Annotated in this window: 20 protein-coding genes; 8 read left to right on the plus strand and 12 right to left on the minus strand. The window is 43.2% G+C overall.

Annotated features, from left to right (window positions below; all coding sequences use genetic code 11):
• Nucleotides 1-47: 47 nt before the first annotated feature.
• Entirely contained in the window at nucleotides 48-236 is a 189-nt protein-coding gene (locus J7Q78_RS05365) for a hypothetical protein (protein WP_208421972.1), read from the minus strand.
• Between the two features lie 242 nt (nucleotides 237-478).
• On the opposite strand from J7Q78_RS05365, the gene J7Q78_RS05370 reads away from it, so the two are divergent.
• The 4 genes from J7Q78_RS05370 (at nucleotide 479) to J7Q78_RS05385 (ending at nucleotide 4,833) form a co-directional block, all read left to right on the plus strand.
• Nucleotides 479-2,668 carry an ATP-dependent Clp protease ATP-binding subunit gene (locus J7Q78_RS05370; RefSeq protein ID WP_154242423.1) on the plus strand — a complete coding sequence of 730 codons (2,190 nt, stop codon included), beginning with the start codon at nucleotides 479-481 and terminating at the stop codon, nucleotides 2,666-2,668.
• Between the two features lie 109 nt (nucleotides 2,669-2,777).
• A complete protein-coding gene (locus tag J7Q78_RS05375; RefSeq protein WP_208421973.1) occupies nucleotides 2,778-3,074 on the plus strand; it encodes a DUF1827 family protein in 297 nt (98 codons plus the stop codon).
• Between the two features lie 126 nt (nucleotides 3,075-3,200).
• Nucleotides 3,201-3,620 carry a PPC domain-containing DNA-binding protein gene (locus J7Q78_RS05380; RefSeq protein WP_208421974.1) on the plus strand — a complete coding sequence of 140 codons (420 nt, stop codon included), beginning with the start codon at nucleotides 3,201-3,203 and terminating at the stop codon, nucleotides 3,618-3,620.
• Nucleotides 3,621-3,741: 121 nt separating this feature from the next.
• Nucleotides 3,742-4,833, plus strand: coding sequence for a MucBP domain-containing protein (locus J7Q78_RS05385; protein ID WP_208421975.1), 1,092 nt, complete (start codon nucleotides 3,742-3,744; stop codon nucleotides 4,831-4,833).
• A 139-nt stretch (nucleotides 4,834-4,972) separates the two neighbouring features.
• Here the strand turns inward: J7Q78_RS05385 and J7Q78_RS05390 are convergent, their stop codons facing one another.
• From J7Q78_RS05390 to J7Q78_RS05400, 3 genes are all read right to left on the minus strand, one after another.
• A complete protein-coding gene (locus J7Q78_RS05390) occupies nucleotides 4,973-6,550 on the minus strand; it encodes a peptide chain release factor 3 (RefSeq protein WP_208422054.1) in 1,578 nt (525 codons plus the stop codon).
• Between the two features lie 97 nt (nucleotides 6,551-6,647).
• Nucleotides 6,648-7,985 carry a hemolysin family protein gene (locus J7Q78_RS05395; RefSeq protein WP_154242427.1) on the minus strand — a complete coding sequence of 446 codons (1,338 nt, stop codon included), beginning with the start codon at nucleotides 7,983-7,985 and terminating at the stop codon, nucleotides 6,648-6,650.
• A gap of 105 nt (nucleotides 7,986-8,090) precedes the next feature.
• The gene (locus J7Q78_RS05400; protein WP_154242428.1) at nucleotides 8,091-9,197 is read right to left on the minus strand and encodes an AI-2E family transporter; all 1,107 of its coding nucleotides are present in this window, start codon (nucleotides 9,195-9,197) and stop codon (nucleotides 8,091-8,093) included.
• 131 nt (nucleotides 9,198-9,328) lie between these two features.
• Here J7Q78_RS05400 and J7Q78_RS05405 point away from each other — a divergent pair, with 131 nt between their 5' ends.
• Together J7Q78_RS05405 and J7Q78_RS05410 are read left to right on the plus strand one after the other, a co-directional pair.
• Nucleotides 9,329-9,766 (plus strand): GNAT family N-acetyltransferase, encoded by a 438-nt coding sequence (locus J7Q78_RS05405; protein ID WP_208421976.1) that lies wholly within the window; start codon nucleotides 9,329-9,331, stop codon nucleotides 9,764-9,766.
• Between the two features lie 70 nt (nucleotides 9,767-9,836).
• Nucleotides 9,837-10,310, plus strand: coding sequence for a hypothetical protein (locus tag J7Q78_RS05410; RefSeq protein ID WP_208421977.1), 474 nt, complete (start codon nucleotides 9,837-9,839; stop codon nucleotides 10,308-10,310).
• A 62-nt stretch (nucleotides 10,311-10,372) separates the two neighbouring features.
• Here the strand turns inward: J7Q78_RS05410 and ntdP are convergent, their stop codons facing one another.
• The 4 genes from ntdP to J7Q78_RS05430 all read right to left on the minus strand — a co-directional run bounded on the left by ntdP (nucleotide 10,373) and on the right by J7Q78_RS05430 (nucleotide 13,073).
• Nucleotides 10,373-10,915 carry a nucleoside tri-diphosphate phosphatase gene (ntdP, locus tag J7Q78_RS05415; protein WP_004271243.1) on the minus strand — a complete coding sequence of 181 codons (543 nt, stop codon included), beginning with the start codon at nucleotides 10,913-10,915 and terminating at the stop codon, nucleotides 10,373-10,375.
• An 80-nt stretch (nucleotides 10,916-10,995) separates the two neighbouring features.
• Nucleotides 10,996-12,099: an A/G-specific adenine glycosylase gene (gene mutY / locus J7Q78_RS05420; protein WP_208422055.1), complete on the minus strand. Its 1,104-nt coding sequence runs from the start codon at nucleotides 12,097-12,099 to the stop codon at nucleotides 10,996-10,998.
• Complete coding sequence (gene recX, locus J7Q78_RS05425) at nucleotides 12,086-12,892, minus strand: recombination regulator RecX (protein ID WP_208421978.1); 807 nt, start codon at nucleotides 12,890-12,892, stop codon at nucleotides 12,086-12,088. Before recX ends, mutY begins: the two co-directional genes overlap by 14 nt.
• Before the next feature lies 1 nt (nucleotide 12,893).
• Complete coding sequence (locus J7Q78_RS05430; RefSeq protein ID WP_154242432.1) at nucleotides 12,894-13,073, minus strand: hypothetical protein; 180 nt, start codon at nucleotides 13,071-13,073, stop codon at nucleotides 12,894-12,896.
• Between the two features lie 171 nt (nucleotides 13,074-13,244).
• On the opposite strand from J7Q78_RS05430, the gene rlmD reads away from it, so the two are divergent.
• A complete protein-coding gene (rlmD, locus tag J7Q78_RS05435) occupies nucleotides 13,245-14,630 on the plus strand; it encodes a 23S rRNA (uracil(1939)-C(5))-methyltransferase RlmD (RefSeq protein WP_208421979.1) in 1,386 nt (461 codons plus the stop codon).
• A 79-nt stretch (nucleotides 14,631-14,709) separates the two neighbouring features.
• On the opposite strand, the gene J7Q78_RS05440 is transcribed toward rlmD, so the two are convergent.
• On the minus strand, nucleotides 14,710-15,237 hold the full coding sequence (locus tag J7Q78_RS05440) for a DUF805 domain-containing protein (protein ID WP_154242434.1): 528 nt from the start codon (nucleotides 15,235-15,237) through the stop codon (nucleotides 14,710-14,712).
• Nucleotides 15,238-15,329: 92 nt separating this feature from the next.
• Between J7Q78_RS05440 and J7Q78_RS05445 the strand changes: the two genes are divergently transcribed.
• Complete coding sequence (locus J7Q78_RS05445) at nucleotides 15,330-15,803, plus strand: nucleoside 2-deoxyribosyltransferase (protein WP_208421980.1); 474 nt, start codon at nucleotides 15,330-15,332, stop codon at nucleotides 15,801-15,803.
• 696 nt (nucleotides 15,804-16,499) lie between these two features.
• Here the strand turns inward: J7Q78_RS05445 and J7Q78_RS05450 are convergent.
• Genes J7Q78_RS05450 through J7Q78_RS05460 form a run of 3 tightly spaced genes read right to left on the minus strand, consistent with a single transcriptional unit; the run spans nucleotide 16,500 to nucleotide 20,138 of the window.
• Nucleotides 16,500-17,666, minus strand: a complete 1,167-nt coding sequence (locus tag J7Q78_RS05450) for a hydroxymethylglutaryl-CoA synthase (protein WP_208421981.1) — start codon at nucleotides 17,664-17,666, stop codon at nucleotides 16,500-16,502.
• Between the two features lie 14 nt (nucleotides 17,667-17,680).
• Nucleotides 17,681-18,949, minus strand: coding sequence for a hydroxymethylglutaryl-CoA reductase, degradative (locus J7Q78_RS05455; protein ID WP_208421982.1), 1,269 nt, complete (start codon nucleotides 18,947-18,949; stop codon nucleotides 17,681-17,683).
• On the minus strand, nucleotides 18,936-20,138 hold the full coding sequence (locus tag J7Q78_RS05460) for an acetyl-CoA C-acetyltransferase (RefSeq protein WP_208421983.1): 1,203 nt from the start codon (nucleotides 20,136-20,138) through the stop codon (nucleotides 18,936-18,938). The genes J7Q78_RS05455 and J7Q78_RS05460 overlap by 14 nt, the downstream gene beginning before the upstream one ends.
• Nucleotides 20,139-20,286: the final 148 nt, after the last annotated feature.

Genomic DNA, 20,286 nt, shown 5'->3' on the forward strand with positions numbered 1-20,286 from the left:
TTTTTTTAAAATACTACAACAGTTTCGCTAACAAAATTAGTGGTCATCTACACTGTACCGCTTTCAGACTTACGGTAAATGACCGCTCCATTTCGTTGTGCTTCACCCACAATTTCTTTTCGATGATCATAATTGACCCATACTTTCTGAAAATCTAAAAACTCAGACTGAGCGACCTTCATCTCGGTTTTTTCGTTATTTATTAAGGCATCCATCTCTGCTAAAAAATCTCGCATCTGTCATTTGACCTCCTTTGTAGTTCTTTTATCGTGACTTGAAAAATTCGTTTTCATTCTGTCTGTGAAATAAAACGATGACTTCATACTACCGCATACCGCTAATCACTGACAAGAAACTTTTATTTTCGAGTTGCTTGACTTGCAACTTTTTTTAGAGATGATTATAATTTGGATAAAGGTCAAAGATAGTCAAGAATACTTTGACGATTCTATTATTAATGAAAGGTTGTGACAGATTAATGCTTTGTCAAAACTGCCAGAAGAATCCTGCAACGATTCATCTTTATACAAGCACCAATGGTCAACGACAAGAAATCGATCTTTGTCAAAATTGTTACCAACTTTTGAAACAACAAAACAGTAACGGACAAACTCCCCAAGGGCAATATGCAGATCCATTTGGCTTTGGAAGCCTTGATAGTTTCTTCCGAGCAATGGGCGCAACTGCTGATGAGCAATCACAAGCTAACCAAGGACCACAAACCCAAAGTGGTGGCCGTGGTGGCGGCAACAACGGGCAAAATGGTGAAAGTTTGCTCAGTCAATACGGTGTCAACTTAACCAACTTGGCAAAAGCCGGGCAAATTGATCCAGTGATTGGTCGCGATGCTGAAATCGATCGCGTTATCGAAATTTTAAACCGCCGAACAAAAAATAATCCTGTATTAATTGGTGAAGCTGGGGTTGGTAAAACCGCCGTTGTCGAAGGTTTAGCACAAAAAATTGCCGATGATGACGTCCCTGCTAAACTTAAGGATAAGCAAGTGATTCGCCTAGATGTCGTTTCACTGGTTCAAGGAACCGGGATTCGTGGTCAATTCGAACAACGAATGCAACAATTGATGACTGAATTGAAACAAAATAAGCAATACATTCTCTTCATTGATGAAATTCATGAAATCGTGGGCGCTGGTAATGCTGAAGGTGGCATGGACGCCGGTAACGTCTTAAAACCCGCACTCGCCCGTGGTGAACTCCAATTAGTGGGAGCCACAACTAATAATGAATTCCGCCAAATCGAAAAAGACGCAGCGCTTGCTCGTCGTCTCCAACCCGTTTCGGTCAATGAACCCTCTGTTGATGAAACCGTCCAAATCCTAAAAGGGCTCCAAGATAAATACGAAGCCTATCACCAAGTCCACTATACAGACGAAGCGCTTAAAGCGGCCGCAACCCTTTCTAATCGTTACATTCAAGATCGCTTCTTACCAGACAAAGCCATCGACTTACTTGATGAAACCGGCTCTAAGAAGAACTTGACAATTACCCTTGTCGATCCCAAAGAAATCGATAAGAAATTACAAAATGCGGAAGCTGAAAAGCAAAGTGCATTAAAGGATGAAGATTACGAAAAAGCAGCTTATTACCGCGATCAAGTCACAAAATTGACCAAGATGCGTGAAACAAGTGCCGTTGATCAATCTGAAATGCCAACCGTCACCGACAAAGATATGGAAAAAATTGTCGAAGAAAAAACCCACATTCCAGTTGGTGAATTAAAAGCACAAGAACAAGCCCAACTGAAGAATCTCGCTGAAAATCTTGAAGCCCATGTAATTGGTCAAGATTCAGCGGTTGACAAGGTGGCCCGTTCAATTCGCCGTAACCGAATTGGTTTCAACAAATCCGGTCGGCCAATCGGCTCTTTCCTCTTCGTTGGACCAACTGGTGTCGGGAAAACGGAATTAGCCAAACAAATCGCAAAAGAACTTTTTGGTAGCACAGATGCTATGATTCGCTTTGACATGAGCGAATACATGGAAAAATTCAGTGTGTCAAAACTGATTGGATCGCCTCCTGGCTATGTTGGCTATGAAGAAGCAGGCCAATTAACCGAACAAGTTCGGCGCAATCCATACAGCTTGATTCTACTGGATGAAGTTGAAAAGGCCCACCCCGACGTCATGCATATGTTCCTACAAATCTTAGATGACGGTCGTCTGACGGATTCGCAGGGCCGGACGGTCAGTTTCAAAGATACAATCATCATCATGACTTCGAATGCTGGCCAGACTGATGCCGAAGCCAACGTTGGTTTTGGGGCAGCTCTTTCAGGTCAAACGCACTCCATTTTAAACCAGCTTCAAAACTACTTTAAGCCTGAATTTTTAAACCGGTTTGATGATATCATTGAGTTCCAACCATTGAGCAAGGATAACCTCTTGAAGATTGTTAGTCTAATGCTCGATCAAACAAACGCAATGATTGCTGACCAAGGCTTGCACATTCATGTGACTGAGCCGGTTAAGTCACGACTCGTTGATCTTGGTTACAACCCAGAGATGGGGGCGCGGCCGTTACGCCGTGTTATTCAAGAACAAATTGAAGATCGCGTAGCCGATTACTATCTCGATCACCCAGAACATAAACAACTAACGGCGCGGTTGGTGGAAGATCAGATTCAAATCACCGATGCCAAGAATTCATAGTCCACTGACTAAAAGGCGTTATTAGCTCAAGTCAGACCGAATTGCGTGTTAAATGAAACGTTTTCAGTTATACTGGTGGTAAGACTTAAACATTTAGGGAGTGATTTAGATGCGCTTAATTAATGTCACCAATTCTTATAAGCGACTTGTTTCACAACAACTCGCTACAACAGCCGCAACCTACGTTAAGGTTTATTCACTTGGTAAAACTACGATTCTTGACTCGCGTTCATCCAAGGAACGGGAGCTCCTTTTAAAAAATGATCATCGTCATATTCAACAAAATGAGATTGATTTTGTACTGAAGGAGCTTGTTGGTTTAGATTCCGCAGATGGCCTTGAAGTCTTGAATGACGGTCCATTAGTCGAAATTACAATCCCACTTCCTTCCAAAACAGTGAGTTAATCATTCGCTTAAACCGCCCCGACATTTTATTTTGTCGGGGCGGTTTTTTTACATAGGCACAATAATAGCAATTGAATAGGTCATATCGTATAATAGCCTCCAACCCGAATTAGGAGGATTAACACGATGAAAACTTTTCAAAAAGGGCACCAAATTATCTGCCGCTTAGAAATCGGTGACGAGATCCTAACAGAACTTAAAAATTTGGCCGTAACCTTCCCCAACCAGCTGGGAACTATCACCGGAATTGGTGCATGTAATGAAGTCACTGTCAGCGTTTATTCATCTGCCGCGGATCAATATGTTGCCACTGCCAGTCAAGCAGAGGTGGAACTACTAGCGCTTAGTGGTAACGTTGAAAATGCCAACGGCACAATCAGTGTCCATCTTCACGCTAGCTTTGCCCGTTTAGATACAAGCGTTTTTGGTGGTCATCTAAAACGCGCCGTTATTTCACGTACAGGTGAAATAATTGTTTCCTTAATTCCCGTTTCTGTTGGCCGGGTCATTCATACTGCAACGCACTTACGAATATTAGATATTTAATCGATTACGCTATTTTTGCGGCGTTCTTTTAGATCTCCACTTGGCGCGTTAATTATCAACCACACTTTTTGTAATTTATGATAGACTAGTAGTAATAAGTAATGCGCTACAAGGAGTCCGTATGAATCTGATTAACCTGCTTCAATCATTATTGAAATGGCGCCCGAAAAAAAAAGCGCCCATGCCGAGCAGTCGTGTCCACCAAACTGTCGCTGAGCAAGAGCCAATCCATCAAGCGCCTCAATCATCACAGAATCAGCCAGTCGCGCCTGCCAGTCAGGATGAAACGACCCCGCTGGCTACGATGCCCGCCCAACCGCGCCGTAGCACGGTCACCATTCACTATCTCGATAACCATCGGGTGCCATTGCGGCCAACGATGACCTTGACTGGTGAAGTAGGTACCGTGCTCGATTTGCCATGGCTAAAATTTGCCGGTTATTATTTGGCAGCTATTACTAATTTAAAACAACAATTCCCTGAAGAAAACACCACCATTTGGCTTTTTTACAAACCGCAACTCGCAGCACCAGTCATGGTTTTGCACCAGAACTTAGAAGGCGGTTTGTTGATTAAGCCACAATTTTTATCAGGTGCTTTGAATGAATCCTACCAAGCCAATCCACTAGAAGGTGGCGCTAACTTTGTCCACCACACTTCGGCTAATCAGACCGGCCATTTTACAACCAAGACCCAGTTTGTCCATTTTAAATATGATCCGCTGAATTTAAAATATCACGACGCCCCTGAACAGCCCTTCATCGAACTTCTCGCGTCAACGGATACGTATCAGCAACCAAGTGAAGAAGCGCTAACTGCTGCGCGCTTACCAAAACACGCTATTTGGAAGATTTATAGCCGGGCAACCGCTCCATCTGGTAAACAATGGTTCAACCTTGGCAGTTTCTGGATTACTCCCACGCGCTACCAATTACACGCCAACAATCCTAAAGGTAGCGATGACCCATACCAAGTACCAGAGTTCACCTACCATTATACGATTGTCGAAACGACACCTCTAAACCTTAGTGCAAGTCTGAACAACAGCACGGTAACGTTCTGGCAAGCTCCATATGACCACCCGACAACATATCGGGTAACGCCTAACACGCGAGTAATCGTCAAGCAAGTCGTCGTACTCGATAATCAAAGCCGTTGGTGTCAACTTAAAACTGGCCAATGGTTAATGGAAGGTCTCTTAACCTTCAACTAAATCTCCTCTAACCAAAAGAAGCCCCCGCTTCAGACCACATCATGGGTCTGAAGCGGGGGCTTCTTTTGGTTTAAAGCATTAATGTAAAAAGGTTGCGGCCAACACGCTTTTGGCATCGTACCGTTTTAATTCGCCACAATTATAGTTTGGCAGTTAACTCAACATCTGGATACTTATCTTGGAACCAACGTTCAGCAAATTGATTTTCAAATAAGAATAATGGTTCGTCATGGATATCTTTTACCAATAAATTCCGCGATGATGACATCCGTTCGTCCAATTGCTCTGGATTAATCCACCGAGCGATTCTCGAACCAATTGGATCCATTAATACTTCAGAATTATATTCGTGTTGCATCCGATATTGGAACACTTCAAATTGCAATTGACCAACGGCCCCTAAAATGTAATCACCAGTTGTGTAAGTCTTATACAATTGAATAGCGCCTTCTTGAACTAACTGTTGAATCCCTTTATGGAAGGACTTTTGTTTCATCACGTTCTTCGCCGTGACGCGTACGAATAATTCTGGTGTAAATTGAGGAAGTTTCTCAAATGAAATAGCCTCCTTACCCGTATGAATCGTGTCCCCAATTTGGAAATTTCCAGTATCATACAAACCAACAATATCGCCCGCAACAGCACTTGTCACTTGTTCTCGGGTATCAGCCATGAATTCGGTTGAGTTGTTCAACCGCATCTTCTTGCCGGTGCGCGTTAGTGTAACATCAATGCCTCGTTGGAATTCACCCGAACAAATTCGTACGAACGCAATCCGGTCACGGTGGGCTGGATTCATGTTAGCTTGAATCTTAAAGACAAATCCTGAAAAATCAGGTGATGTGGGTTCAACCAATGTTTCTTCCTGTGTTTTGTGGGCCTCTGGGGCAGGTGCTAAATTGACAAATGCTTCTAAGAACGTCTTAACCCCAAAGTTGGTCAACGCAGACCCGAAAAAGATTGGTGTTTGTTCCCCAGTCGCAATTTTATCAGCATCATAGGCGTTCCCCGCTTCGCCAATCAATTCGATATCATCGAGGGCTTGCGTGTAAACCGACTCTTCTTTTAATGGATTATCACCGACAATTCGGCCTGCTTCATCAAGGGCCAAATAAGGGTTGGCTTCGTCTTCTGGCCGATAAAGTTCAATCCGCCGATTAGCAATATCATAAAGGCCACGAAGATCTTTTCCCATCCCGATTGGCCAGTTCATAGCACAGCCTTCGATGTCCAACAATTCTTCCAATTCAGCAATTAAATCAAGCGGTTCGCGACCATCCCGATCTAACTTATTCATGAATGTAAAAATCGGAATCCCCCGCATTTTGCAGACTTTGAATAATTTCTTAGTCTGTGGTTCAATCCCTTTCGCAGAATCGATTACCATGACTGCCGCATCGACTGCCATCAAAGTCCGGTACGTATCTTCTGAGAAATCCTCATGCCCAGGTGTATCCAAAATATTAATCCGTTTGTCATCATAATCAAATTGCATCACAGAACTGGTAACGGAAATCCCACGTTGCTTTTCAATTTCCATCCAATCGGACTTGGCAAATTGGCCACTTTTTTTCCCTTTAACCGTTCCGGCTTGACGAATCACGCCCCCGAAAAGTAAAAGTTGTTCCGTAATCGTTGTTTTACCAGCATCCGGATGAGAAATAATTGCAAAAGTCCGCCGGCGATTAACCGCCGTTTTTAATTCAGTAGGTGTCATTATAAAATCCTTTCCGTTATTCCAATATAATGCGCTTGGGACAAAGAATTGCGCACCCATTGCGTCACCCTTTGTCCCATTGATGGTGCTCATTTAATTAGTCGTCTTCTTCTGGTAGATCGGTTTGTGGTTCTGGTAATGTCAATTGTAAATCAATCAACCGTGACCCGGAAACCGACCCAGTCGTCAAGCTCATGCCATTCGGTAGGTCAATCGTTTCCGGATGCCCACTGATCGGAATGGCACCAATTTCAGTAATGACGAACCCGGCAATGGTATCCACGTCAGTGACTTGAATATCTGTATTGAACGCACTGTTAAATTCATTGATTGGCATGCTTCCCATAACGGTGTAATGTTGGGCATCAATTTTTTGGTACAATGCTTCAGCCTTATCAGATTCATCATCGATTTCACCAACAATTTCTTCCAATAAATCTTCAATGGTAGCTAACCCAACGACACCACCATATTCATCCAGCAGAATTGCCATTTGTTGCTGGGTCCGTTTCATTTCAAATAATAGATCATCAATTGTAATCGTTTCAGGCACAAAAAGGGGTTCTTGCATGACGGCTTCAATTTGCATAGCCTTGAACCCTTTTTGGCGCGCTTCTTTCAAAAGATTCTTGATATGCACGACCCCTACCACCTGATCCTTGTCATCCCGATAAACTGGAATCCGGGAGAATGGTTGGGCCAAGATAGCATCGATATTTTGATCGTTGTCAACACAAATATCAATCATAAACGCATCTGTCCGTGGTACCATGACTTCGCGCGCCATCTTCTTATTAAGGGTAATAATGCCCTCTAGCATTTCGTATTCATCAGTTTCCAGAACACCAGCACTCTTCCCGGATTCAATCATATGCACCATTTCTTCACGGGTAAGTTTTGGCTCGGATTCTGAAAAATCAATGGGGGTCAACTTCATTAAAAGCGAGGTCGACATTGATAGCAACCAAACGAATGGTCGTAATAAAATTCCGACAATCCGTACGGGTTGCACGGTTATTTTAGCAATTGCTTCTGCACGGTGCAGTGCAACTTGCTTAGGATATAATTCCCCAAAAACAAGGGATACGTAGGATAAGACAATCGTCACAATTAATACGGCTGCTTCCTTTGTCCAAGCCGCATTTCCTAAAAGGGGTGCTAATCTACCCGCAATGGTTGTGGCAGCACTCGCTGAAGATAAGAAGCCCGCAAACGTAATCGCAACTTGAATGGTTGCCAAAAACTGATTAGAGTGCCCTAAGACTTGAACTAATACTCGCGCCTTCTTGTCACCCTTATTGGCTTGCTCCTCCATCTTCACACGACTTAGTGACACTAGTGCAATTTCTGCAGCAGCAAAAAAAGCATTCACTAAGGTCAAAATTAATATTAACAGTAACTGTCCCCACACCGAACTTCCAGGGTCAGGATTCATCGTCACATCCACTACCTTTCACTATCTAAATAAGTACATTTAGCCGAATATGGCCTACCTTGCAGTATAGCATAGTCAAAAATGGAAATTCAACCTGCATCTCTGCTAAAGGTCAGTCCCTTTTTTGGCTTTAGTACGCAGGGCTTGAATATCGTATAAATAAGTAATCACTGTTTTAGAAACTGCATAAAACGGAATCGCTAAAATCATCCCTAAAATCCCGTAGATATTCCCAGCGACCAACAAGATAATAATGATCGTTAACGGATGAATATCCAATGACCGGCCAATCACGTTAGGATAAATCAAGTTGCCATCGATTTGTTGAACAACGATGACCACCACAATGACCATGATTGTTTTGGGAATTGAAATAGATAAGCTGATGATCAGTGCCGGCGCAATTCCAATGTAAGGGCCTAAATAGGGAATCACATTAGATACACCAGCAATAAAACCTAATAAATAAGCGTATGGCATCCCAATTATTAAATAACCGATAAATGTAAAGACACCAACAAACAAACATTCTAAGGCTTGCCCACCGATATAAGCTGAAATCGTTGCCCCCATCTTCCGTAACAAGTCCGCCACTTGGTCGTTATACCGATCCGGTAGCATCTTTTGAATATTAGGCACTAGGCGGTGACCGTCTTTTAGCATATAAAACAGCATAATTGGAATCGTGAAGACGCTGACTGTAACACTTGTAATCGCGCCAATCATGCTACCAAAGCCAGAAGTAAAACTCTTCATGACCTTTTCAGCAATCTTCGATGGCTTGAGATCTAACTGATTGACGTATTTATTGAAATCAATATTTTTAAACCGTGGATTGTTCGATAAATCGTCTGCCACTTTTTGCAACCGGTGAGCAAAATCTGGTAGGTTCGTCACAAGTTGCGTGATTTGTTTAATCAAGTTGGGAATCACGGTGGCCACAATGAAAATCAAGCCCCCAAAAAAGACAATAAAGATAATCGCAATCGCCCAATTACGTGATATTTTGAGTTTGCCTAACAGATTGATCAGTGGATTAAAGAGGTAAAATAATAAGCCAGCACCAATGATTGGCCCAAATAAAGTTGAAATAAAGGTTCCGATCGGATCGAATAAGAAGCTGATTTTGGTGCAGACAAAAATTAACACGGCCAAAATTAAAAGCTCAATTGACCAAAATAATAGTTTTGATTGGCGTAAACGATCAAACATGTAGCATCCCTCCAGTGTGCCTGTGTCACACAAAACGCATTTTATGCTATCATAGTGTAACGATTATTTTTATTGTACCAAACTTTATAGGAATCCACATTGATTATTCCTTTTGAAGAGGTGATTTTATAATGTTAGTGAAACAAACACGTGATTTAGAAAGTCCGGTCTATCGAGATAGTTTAGCAATTCGACAAGCTGTTTTCGTCGTTGAACAACACGTGCCAGCTGGACTTGAAGTCGACGAATTCGAAGACCTCGCCATTTATTTTGTCGGTTATGTTGATGGCCAAGCCGTTGTCACCTTACGCCTAATTGAAGCTGATTCAGACTACCATGTGCAACGTGTCGCAGTTAGCCGCACAGCACGCCATCATGGTTATGGCCAGGCGCTCATGCGTGCAGCTGAAGCTTTTGCCCGCCAGTCAGGTAAAAAGACGCTTACGCTAAACGCCCAACTCAGTGCGGTGCCGTTTTACAAACACCTCAACTTTCAAACCACCGACAAGCCGCCTTTTCTAGATGCCGGCATTATGCACCAAGAAATGGTTAAAAAATTGATCGCCTAATTGTCATGACACCACTTAATGACTTATAATGAACACAATTAATGTTTTGTTTTATAGAAAGGACGTTACCATGCCTAAGCAAAAAGCGTTTCTTGTCCACTTATTTTTCTTCATCATCCCCTATTTACTGGTCATTACGATTGCCGCAACAGCTTATGACAGTCTTGTCATTCACAGTGCCACTTGGGATCGCACCTTATTCAGTGCCCTGGTCAGCAGCACCTTAATGTTATTTATTAAAGTGCCACTTGAACGGCCATTAACCATTATGGCTGACTTAGCGCCTAATCGAACACTCAAAATGTTGACACGCTTCTTTTTAGTCGAGCGCTCCTTGGGCATTAAGATTGCCAATTTCATTTTTGATGGCGTTCTTTTCTGTCTTGCAACCTATCTGTTGCGTCATTTCTTGCCTCTTAATATCATTGCTGGTAGTTTGTTGGGCTGGTGTGTCTTTGCCCTTCTACTGTCCATCAGTATTGGCGCTAGCATCGGCTTTAAAACATTGACGATTCAACAAGATACCTCAGTCGAAAATGATTAGCACAAAAAAAGCCCCAGTCACTTACTGACTGGGGCTTTTTTTACTTAAGACTAAATAGTGTTCTAACGACGGTGCGCCAATTCTTGATACCGATTGTACCAAATATCAATGTATTCCTTCGAAAAGGGCCCTTTGCCATTGTTGATCCAATCAACCAAAACCTTAACATTGGCTTTTAAAATCCGATCAGTTTCGGCGGAATAATGCCATTGCGCGCTATGCGCTTCATATTCATCAACATCTAGAAGTCGTTTTTCGCCATTGGGAAAAACCTTCACATCTAAATCGTAATCAATATATTTAAGCGCTTCTTGATCCATGACATGTGGCGATGCTAAATTACAATAATAAGAAACGCCGCCTTCACGAATCATTGCCACCACGTTGAACCAATACTTCTTATGGAAATAAATAAGTGCCGGCTCCCGCGTGACCCACTTTCTGCCGTCTGACTCTGTAACTAAGGTGTGATCGTTACAACCAATGACTGCGTTCTCGCTGGTTTTTAAAACCATCGTATCGCGCCAAGTGCGGTGTAAACTCCCATCGTGTTTATAACTTTGAATCGCTATATAGTCGCCTTCTTTGGGAATACTCATCGACATACCCAGCTTTCCAAGGTTATTATTCATAATCACCTATCATTATAGCAAAGACTAGCAAATTTACCTAAAACTTTCTACCACTAATTGGTTGCCAAACGCGCCATTATCTTCTTTTGTACCGTTGGTAATGCCACGTCAGCCAATTGCGCTTCAGTGTACCATTGGCCCGGAAAAAAGGCGAGATCGGCATCTGCTGCAAGTTGCGCTTCTAAAATCGTAATCGTCCATTTAAGATGCGTAAAAACGTGGACCACGGGTTTTAACCCCGATTCGTGTAGTTGCTGCAATGTTAGGCCATAGACCTCTTGAAAATGCGTTTCAATGCGGGCAAGCTGTTCTTCTGGCGTCAATAGTTCATCATCGTCTGTTTGAAGTGTTTCAGCAGCGACTAATGGATAAGTGGACAAGTTCGCCAATAAACCGGTGCTCGGCCGTTTTTGAAATAGGACACCATTTTGTGAACGAATCACAACTGCAAACATGGCAACCGGTTTTTGTTTTGCTTTCTTTGTCTTGACCGGATAATCCAACAAGGTGCCATCCTGATAACTCCGGAAAAACGGTGCTAACGCCGTATCACCAATCGTTGGATTCTTCGCCGTACAGATTTGTGAACCAAAATCCATGACAGCTTGATTAAAATCTCCAGGTCGCTCTTCGGGGATCAGGGGTAAAATCGCATCGTAAAAAATTTTGCGGTTCTTCGGATCGGTGATATCAGCATCAATTTTCAGTAAGCGACTGAACACCCGAAAAGCATTCCCATCGATTGCCGGGACCACTTCACCAAAACAAATACTCGCGATAGCGCCTGCTGTGTACGGTCCAATCCCGGCTAGTTTTTCTAATTCAGCCGCAGTTGTTGGCCAGTGACCGTCATAATCATCAACTATTTGTCGCGCTGCTTTTTGTAGATTGCGGGCACGGGAATAATAACCAAGCCCCTCCCATGTCTTCATTAACAAGTCCTCTGGGGCTGCCGCTAAATCGGCAACCGTCGGAAACGTCGCTAAGAACCGTTCATAGTATGGAATCACGGTTTGAACCTGCGTTTGTTGCAGCATGATTTCAGATAACCAAACGCGATAAGGCTCTTGATTCTGGCGCCAAGGTAAATCCCGGCGGTTTTCATCATACCAAGTCATAAAAGCAGTTTGAAACGCCGCCCGCTCACTCGGGGTCATCTGATAGTTCTTGTTCGTCGATGAAATGGTTGATTGCATCAATATTAAATCCTTTCCGGTACAACGCTTGTTGCATCTTCATTCGGCGTTCACGTGGTTCGAGTAATCGATACCGACGCCATTTCTTAGCACCGAGTTCCGCAAGCGCATCAGCTTCATTATCTTCGTCGGCTTCAAGGGCCAACGCTTCCATAATTAAACTGAGGCTGTCGCCACCAAACCCTTTTTGCATTAAGCCCTGTTTGACTTTTTGTTGCTGTTCAAAGAATGAACTATGACGATATTTCTTCGCCAACTTCTTAGCTGCTGCTAAGCCAACCGTAACTTGATCATCGAGTGAATAATGACTGAGTGCTTGATCAATATGGGTGGCACTAACCCCTTTTTGGATTAATTTCTGGTGAACCACCTTTGGCCCTTTATCCGCAGTATTAATCACAGTGCGAACATAGCTATCGGCATAATTTTGATCGTCAATATAATGTAACTCGCGTAATTTTGCCAAGCTAATCTGGATCCCTTCTGGGGTAATCTCGTGGTCGCGTAAATATTGTGTTAATTCCTTTTCCGTCCGTAATTGATGGCTTAGATAATTGAGTGCCAATTGATATGCTTTAGCATTGTCATCGTCTTTTTGAATCGCGCGTTGCAGTTGGCTATCAATTTCTAGCCCCTTCGCTAAGCGGTATTTAATCAAGACACTCTCGGTCACCCCGAAAGCGAATTGCTCATCGATAAAAATATTATAGCGCCCTGCTTTTTTTTGCGCCGTTATTTTAGTAATCTTCGGCATGTTATTCTCCCTTGTTACGTGTTGCTTTAATGTTTAAATAGATTTTAAACCCAATGACCACAACGGCGAGGATTAAAGTCCCGATAATCAGTGGTAAGCTCTTGCGTTGGAAGGCATAAATACCAAGCCCGAGTACAATCAGCATGGCGATTAGAAATTGATTTCGTTCCCAAAAATTCATGTGGTTTCGCTCCTTACTTTAACTCCCTGTAGCATAGCATAAATACCGCATCCGGACAAAAGCCATTGCTTAATTCCCCCTATTGAAGCGATTTTTCAGTGTTAAGTCTGTTATACTTATTGCAATGAGAAAAACGAGTATCATTATTTTAGATTATTAGGAGCGGATTAAATGCCAGAACAAACAAACCAAGTCGCAGTCGGCCAACGTTTTCCATTGACGATTAAACGAATTGGCATCAACGGTGAAGGGATTGGCTATTACAAACGCAAAATTGTCTTTATTCCCGGCGCACTTCCTGAAGAAGTCGTCGTCGCAGAAGTGACCAACGTTGCCCCACGTTTTATTGAAGCAAAAGTCCATAAATTACGGCAAGCATCACCACAGCGAGTTACCCCTAAGGATGCTACTTATGGCCAAGTCGGTGGGATTGAGCTTGAACATTTAAGTTATCCTGGTCAATTGGCCTTCAAAAAAGACGTCGTCATCCAAGCACTCGAAAAATTCAAACCACACGGCTATGCCAAATACAATATTACCGACACAGTCGGTATGGAAAATCCTTGGCATTACCGCAACAAAGCACAATTCCAAGTGCGCGAAATCGATGGTCATTTGGCAGCTGGCTTATACGCTCCAAGCAGCCATACTTTAATTGATTTACCCGAATTTGCCACCCAAACCGCTTTAACGATGAAAATCATCCGCACAGTCTTAGCATTGGTCGAATCACTTGGCATTCCTGTCTTTGATGAAACTAAGAATGCCGGGATTTTAAAAACGTTGGTCGTTCGCGAATCCTTTGCGACCGGTGAGGCGCAACTGACCTTTATTACAAACTCCCCTAAGCTTCCCCAAAAACATGCGTTGCTTATGGCAATCCAGGCTGAACTTCCCGAAGTGGTTTCAATCATGCAAAATGTCAACAAAGGGAAAAACGTCCTTGTTTGGGGCGAGCAAACGCTACATTTGGCCGGCCAAGAAACAATTATGGAGACCTTAAATGGGGTCCATTTCGAACTGACCGCCCGCGCCTTTTTCCAATTGAATCCGATTCAAACAGCTAAAATGTATAATTTAGTCCGCGATGCGCTTGCTTTGACCCCTGAAGACCGCCTTGTCGATGCTTATTGTGGGGTGGGGACAATTGGCTTGAGTCTTGCTAACCAAGTCGCTGAGGTTCGCGGTATGGATACGATTGCTGACTCAATTGAAGCTGCTAAGCACAACGCAGCCATCAACAACATTCAAAACGTTGAATATGAAGTGGGCGCTGCCGAAGACCTTTTACCCAAATGGTTGGATAACGGTTTCGTCCCAACAGCGTTAGTCGTTGACCCGCCACGCACTGGCTTAGATCAAAAATTAATCGATGCGATTTTAGACAGTCGACCTTTGAAGTTTGTCTACGTCTCGTGTAACCCATCAACGCTTGCACGAGATTTAAAAGCGCTCGTGCATACGTACCAAGTGGAAAAAATCCAACCACTGGATATGTTCCCACAAACCGCACGGGTTGAAGCAGTCGTTACTTTAACCCTAAAACGCGACCTATAACGCAAAAAAGCGGTCCACCAACAAACACATGTTGGTGGATCGCTTTTTCGATTGCTTCACAATCATTCGTCAAACTTCGTTAATGCTCAGATCGTCCCGGTTGTGACGCACTCTTTCTTAAGAAGAAAGCAACTAGTGGATTGTCGCTGTTGGTTGTAAGCGTGTCTGTTTTCAATAACGTGATTATAAATAAAGTTAAACCGATCAACGCCGAAATCAGCGTCCATGCCCGCCCTTGACTCCCCGATGTAAAGCGCGATGCAAATCCGTTCAACAGCCATAATACAACGGCCCCACGCCCATTTAACCCGGCATCTCGGTAACGTCGGACACTAAGCGCCAACGTTGGCATAAACGTGAACACGCCAAGTAATCCGATAACGATTATGGACAATCCTAATGCACTGCTCGTTTTCAGTTGCACCTTTGCAGCTTGTGCAAATAATAAGGCTAAAAACGGCATGAACCAAACGATAATTAGCATCAACATCGCCCACCAATAACCAGTACGGGTTGTCCGTCCCATAAAATCAAAATAGCCTTTAAAATAATCTCGCCAGGCCGTCTTAAACGTTACTTGCCCCGGTGTTTCGTGAATCTCGTGCATCGTGAAGCCCCTTCCAAAACTAATTTAGTTAATTGTACCGCATTTTAATCCTAATTTGATACAATAAAAGAAATCACCTTGGAGGAATGCTTATGAAAATTTATTTCGCAAACGCCCTATTCTCGGCAGCAGACTTTGATTATAACGCTAAAGTGGTCGCTCAATTGCGACAAGCGCTTCCTGGCGTCGACATCTATCTGCCGCAAGAAAATGCCGCTATTAACGACAAGAATGCTTATGCCAACTCTGAAATGATTGCACAAGCCGATACAGACCAACTCGTTGCTAGTGAGCTAGTCATTGCTGTTTTGGACGGCCCAACGATTGATGTGGGCGTCGCCAGTGAAATTGGTGTCGCTTATGGTCGGCAAATTCCAATTATCGGGTTATACACTGATAGCCGGCAACAAGGTGCTACGAATCCACAAAAATTAGCGGCTTTACAAGAAATCGCCGAAAATCAATTCCATTACTTAAACCTGTACACAACCGGATTGATTAAACAAAACGGAGCAATTGTCAATAGCGTAGACGCATTGATCAACGCAGTACAAGCCCGCATCTAAACAAAAATAGCGCCATTCACTAGTCATCGTTAGTGAATGGCGCTTTATGGCATCTTTAAAGCATCAAAAAAAGGATTCAAGCTTTGATATGCTTGAATCCCCTAGGTTGAGGTTGATAGCTTGGTTGTTACGAGCTGATTCTGTTTTACATTCTGGATAATGTTACACCTCATACTTCTATTCAATTGTTTTTAATCGTTGGTCTAGCCCACTGCTAATCGTTTCACTCGATCTAGTTTGGTCGTCTATCTTTGACCCGCATGTGCAGTTTTAGCGATGACGATTAAATGCGTATTTACTACTTGAGCGATATTCTTTAACAGACATCAGCCTCCGATATACTTAGATCTTGATACTACGAAACGTTACGCTTATGTTTCCATTGGAACCACGCCTTACAATTTTTTCGTACGCTAAATCTTGATGTGTCATAAGTTTAAATCTGTTGCTTAGGTTTCAAAGTGGTCAATCAATTTAAAACTAACTTGCTTTTACTTGCCAAGCTATCTTTCCTCATCCTTAATATAGCACCTTCTGTAACCGGATACAACCAAAAAGCTCTTAAATTTTAAAAAAACTTTTTGCTATTTGCGACTTGTTATTTTTATTCAAAATATCTAAAAAAACTGCCGTTAACAAAACGTTATCGGCAGTTTTTTTAATGCGTCACTGTTGTTTATTGACTAAATGGTTTGCTTAAATTCTAACTTGATAATTGCGTTCGTGTTCCTTAACGCCTTTTAAAATGACTGGTGCGTTATCCATTGCCAAATCGATTTCATATTCGCTACCGTCCTCTGGTAGTTCTGCTTGGAATTGATTTTCATATTCTGGCATTGTTAGTTGGCGTCTTGCTGCGAGCATTGCTTTATGGTCTGCACCTGCTAATTGCTTTTCAAAGCTCGGTTGCAAAATACCAGTGAAGAATTCACTAATCGCCCCTGAACCATAACTGAATAAGCCAATTCGATCGCCGGCTACCAGTTGTGTTGAGTGTTCCAACAATGAGAGGAAGCCGAGGTATAATGCGCCGGTGTAGATATTACCGATTTGACGGCTATATAACGTGCTTTCTTGATAACGATCCAACAATTGTGCTTGTTCTGCTTCCGTTGCTTCTGGCAAAATCGTACGCAACGCCTTCAAACCCATCTTCGTGTATGGTAAATGGAATGTTAAGGCTTTAAAGTCAGAAATTGTGCGACCGGTTTGGGCCCGATAGTCTGCCCACGTTGCTTGGAAGAATTCAATGTATTGTTCGGTTGAATATTTACCACGCGCAAAAGCTTCTTTTGAATAGTTTGGTCGCCAGAAATCTTGAATGTCATCACTGTGAATTGCCGTTGCTGGTTCTAATGCTAGCAAATGCGGTGCTGCACTAACAATCATGGCAACCGCCCCAGCACCTTGTGTCACTTCACCTGGTGTATCCAAGCCATAACGGGCAATATCAGAACCAATAACCAATGCTTTTTGATTAGGGTGGGCCGTTACAAAATCGTAGGCCGTCATCAAGCCGGCAGTCGCACCATAACAAGCTTCTTTAATTTCAAAAGCGCGGGCGTTTTTTAATCCTAATAGGCGTTGGACATAAAGGGCCCCGGCTTTTGACTGATCGATTCCTGATTCAGTGCCTAAGATTAATAACCCAATTGAATCACGGTTATCGTCATCCAATACTTCGCGGGCTGCGTTAGCCGCCATTGTGACACTGTCTTGACTCAAAGGGGCAATGGCCATCTGATCTTGACCAATCCCAATTGTATATTTATCAGGATCAACTCCGCGGGCATTGGCTAACATCACTAAATCTAAGTACGTATTAGGCGTAAAAAGGCCTATCTTATCAATTCCAATTTGCATAATAAACTTCCATTCTATTTGTTTTCAGCACGCAATTGCGCTAATAGCTCAGTTGCGGTGGCTGTATTTAAATGTGTTGCTTGCAATAATAATGGTAATAATTGCGTTAATTCAGTCTCGGTTGCGCCGGCAGCAATTGCTAACGATTTAGCTTGAAGCGCCATGTGGCCCTTTTGAATGCCATCTGACACAAGTGCTTTTAGCGCGGCAAAATTTTGTGCTAAGCCGATAGCTGCGATAATCCCAGCTAATTCACGTGCAGTTTGAACATTTAATAGGCGATGATTAATCTGCACGGTCGGTAAGATCCCAATCGAGCCGCCAACCATTCCAACTGGCAATGGGAGTTCAATTCGACCGCGTAGTTGCCGATCAGCTGTCCATGCCCAACTTGAAAGTGGTTGGTACGAACCACTGCGAGCAGCGTAACTATGCACACCGGCTTCAATTGCGCGCCAATCATTGCCGGTTGCTAAGACCACTGCATCGATACCGTTCATAATCCCCTTATTGTGGGTTGTTGCGCGCGCGACATCCACTTTGGCAAAGTCACTCGCCGCAATCATCTTCTCAGCAATCGTTTCACCAGCAAGCGTTGCCGTTGCCAATGTAGCTGGATCGATCGTCACACTCGCTGTGACCACGGATTCAAAAGCCGCATTGGTCAAAACACTCAGTAAAATATTGCCGCCAAGTTCTTGTTGCACCGCGTGTGCGATGGCTTCACAGATTGTATTCACAATATTTGCGCCCATCGCTTCTTTAGTATCAATTTGCAATTCGAGTTTTAAAAAACGATCGTCAATAATCATCGGCGTAATTTTTTGAAGACCACCGCCGCGTTTGACAATTGAAGGATGCGCAGCTTGTGCAATTTCCAATAGTTGGTCATTGTTGTCACTAATCCAAGCTTTAGCCGCTAGTAAGTCAACTAGCTTCACTAGCACAACTTCACCGGTCATCAGGCGCGCCGTTTGTTCCGTTACGAAGCCGCCATTCACCCGTGCCATCTTAGCCGCATTATTGGCCGCCGCAATCACGGATGGTTCTTCAATTGCAAATGGCACCTGGTATAGTTGCTGATTGACTAATAAATCTTGCACAAGTCCAAGCGGCACCTGATACTGACCAATTTGATTTTCAATCATGTTGCCAGCAATCTCATCCGACAAAGGTTCTGCAGCTGCTAGGCGATCAGCATCCGTCTGACTGAGGTGACCTTGTTTAACAAGCACTGCTAACCGTTCATCCTTCGTCAATTGATAAAATTTAGGCTTTTTCATTGCACCATGCCTCATTTAATTGGATTTCAAAAGCAATACCTAAGCCGCCACCGATACATAACGAAGCAATTCCCGTTTTTTGGTGCGTCCGTTTCAATTGATGCATTAACGTTGTTACAATTCGCGTGCCTGATGCACCGATTGGATGCCCCAATGCAATTGCGCCACCAGCCACATTTACTTTAGCAGGATCAACTTGTAACCCGTTTTGAACAGCCACACTTGAAGCTGCAAATGCTTCGTTAATCTCTAATAAATCAATATCGGCTAATGTTTGCTCTTTTTTTGCTAATAGCTGTTGAATCGCCGCCACTGGTGTATAGCCCATATAATCTGGATCAGCCCCAACTTCTTGATACCCAACTAAAGTTGCTTGATAAACTAAGCCTAGCGCTGTGGCTTTTTCCTTACTCATAACGATCATGGCAGAAGCACCATCGTTAATGCCCGAAGCATTGGCTGCCGTAACCGTCCCATCCGGTTTAAAAACTGGGCGTAACTTCGCCATTGCCGCCATCGTCGTGGTTGGTCGGATGCCTTCATCTTGTTGGATTTCGATTGTTGCTTTTCGTTGGTGAACCGTTACAGGAGCGATTTCAGCTTTGAACCACCCCGCTTGCGTCGCTTGTGCGGCTTTTTGATGCGATGCTAGTGCAAAAGCATCTTGCATTTCACGCGTAATGCCATATTTAGCCGCAACATTTTCACCTGTCATCCCCATTGGTTGGTGCGTAAAGGCATCATTTAAGCCTTCACTACTGATACTATCAATCATGGTCTGGTCGCCAAACTTACTTCCAAAACGCATTTGTTTATTCAAATAAGGCGCTTGTGACATACTTTCTGTTCCGCCGACTAAGACAATTTCAGCATCCCCCATGACAATTGCGCTTTGTGCCAATCGAATCGCTTTTAAACCGGAACCACAAACTTCATTGACTGTCATTGCAGTGCTTGAATGTGGCATACCACTCTTTAAAGCAATTTGCCGAGCAACGTTTTGCCCGGAACCGGCTTGTAGAACGTTGCCAAAAATTGCTTGATCAATCTGACTCGCATCAATGCCAGCTGCTTCAATCGCTGCTTTAGCAGCAATGGTCCCCAATTCAACCGCGCTTAAACTTGCAAGTTGGCCCCCCAATTTACCAATCGGTGTCCGCTTTGCACTGATAATAACCACTTCTTGCATAATATCCCTCTTCATCTATAAGTCTAATTATTACTATAACTAAATTTTCATGAAACGTCTGGTAATTTATGATTTCTTTAACTTTTTTTAGAAATCCGCTTGGCAAGCTCAAATTATTTTACCATTTTATTGGCATCGTGCATTACTC

Source organism: Latilactobacillus fragifolii, from assembly GCF_905332535.1.
Classification (GTDB): domain Bacteria; phylum Bacillota; class Bacilli; order Lactobacillales; family Lactobacillaceae; genus Latilactobacillus; species Latilactobacillus fragifolii.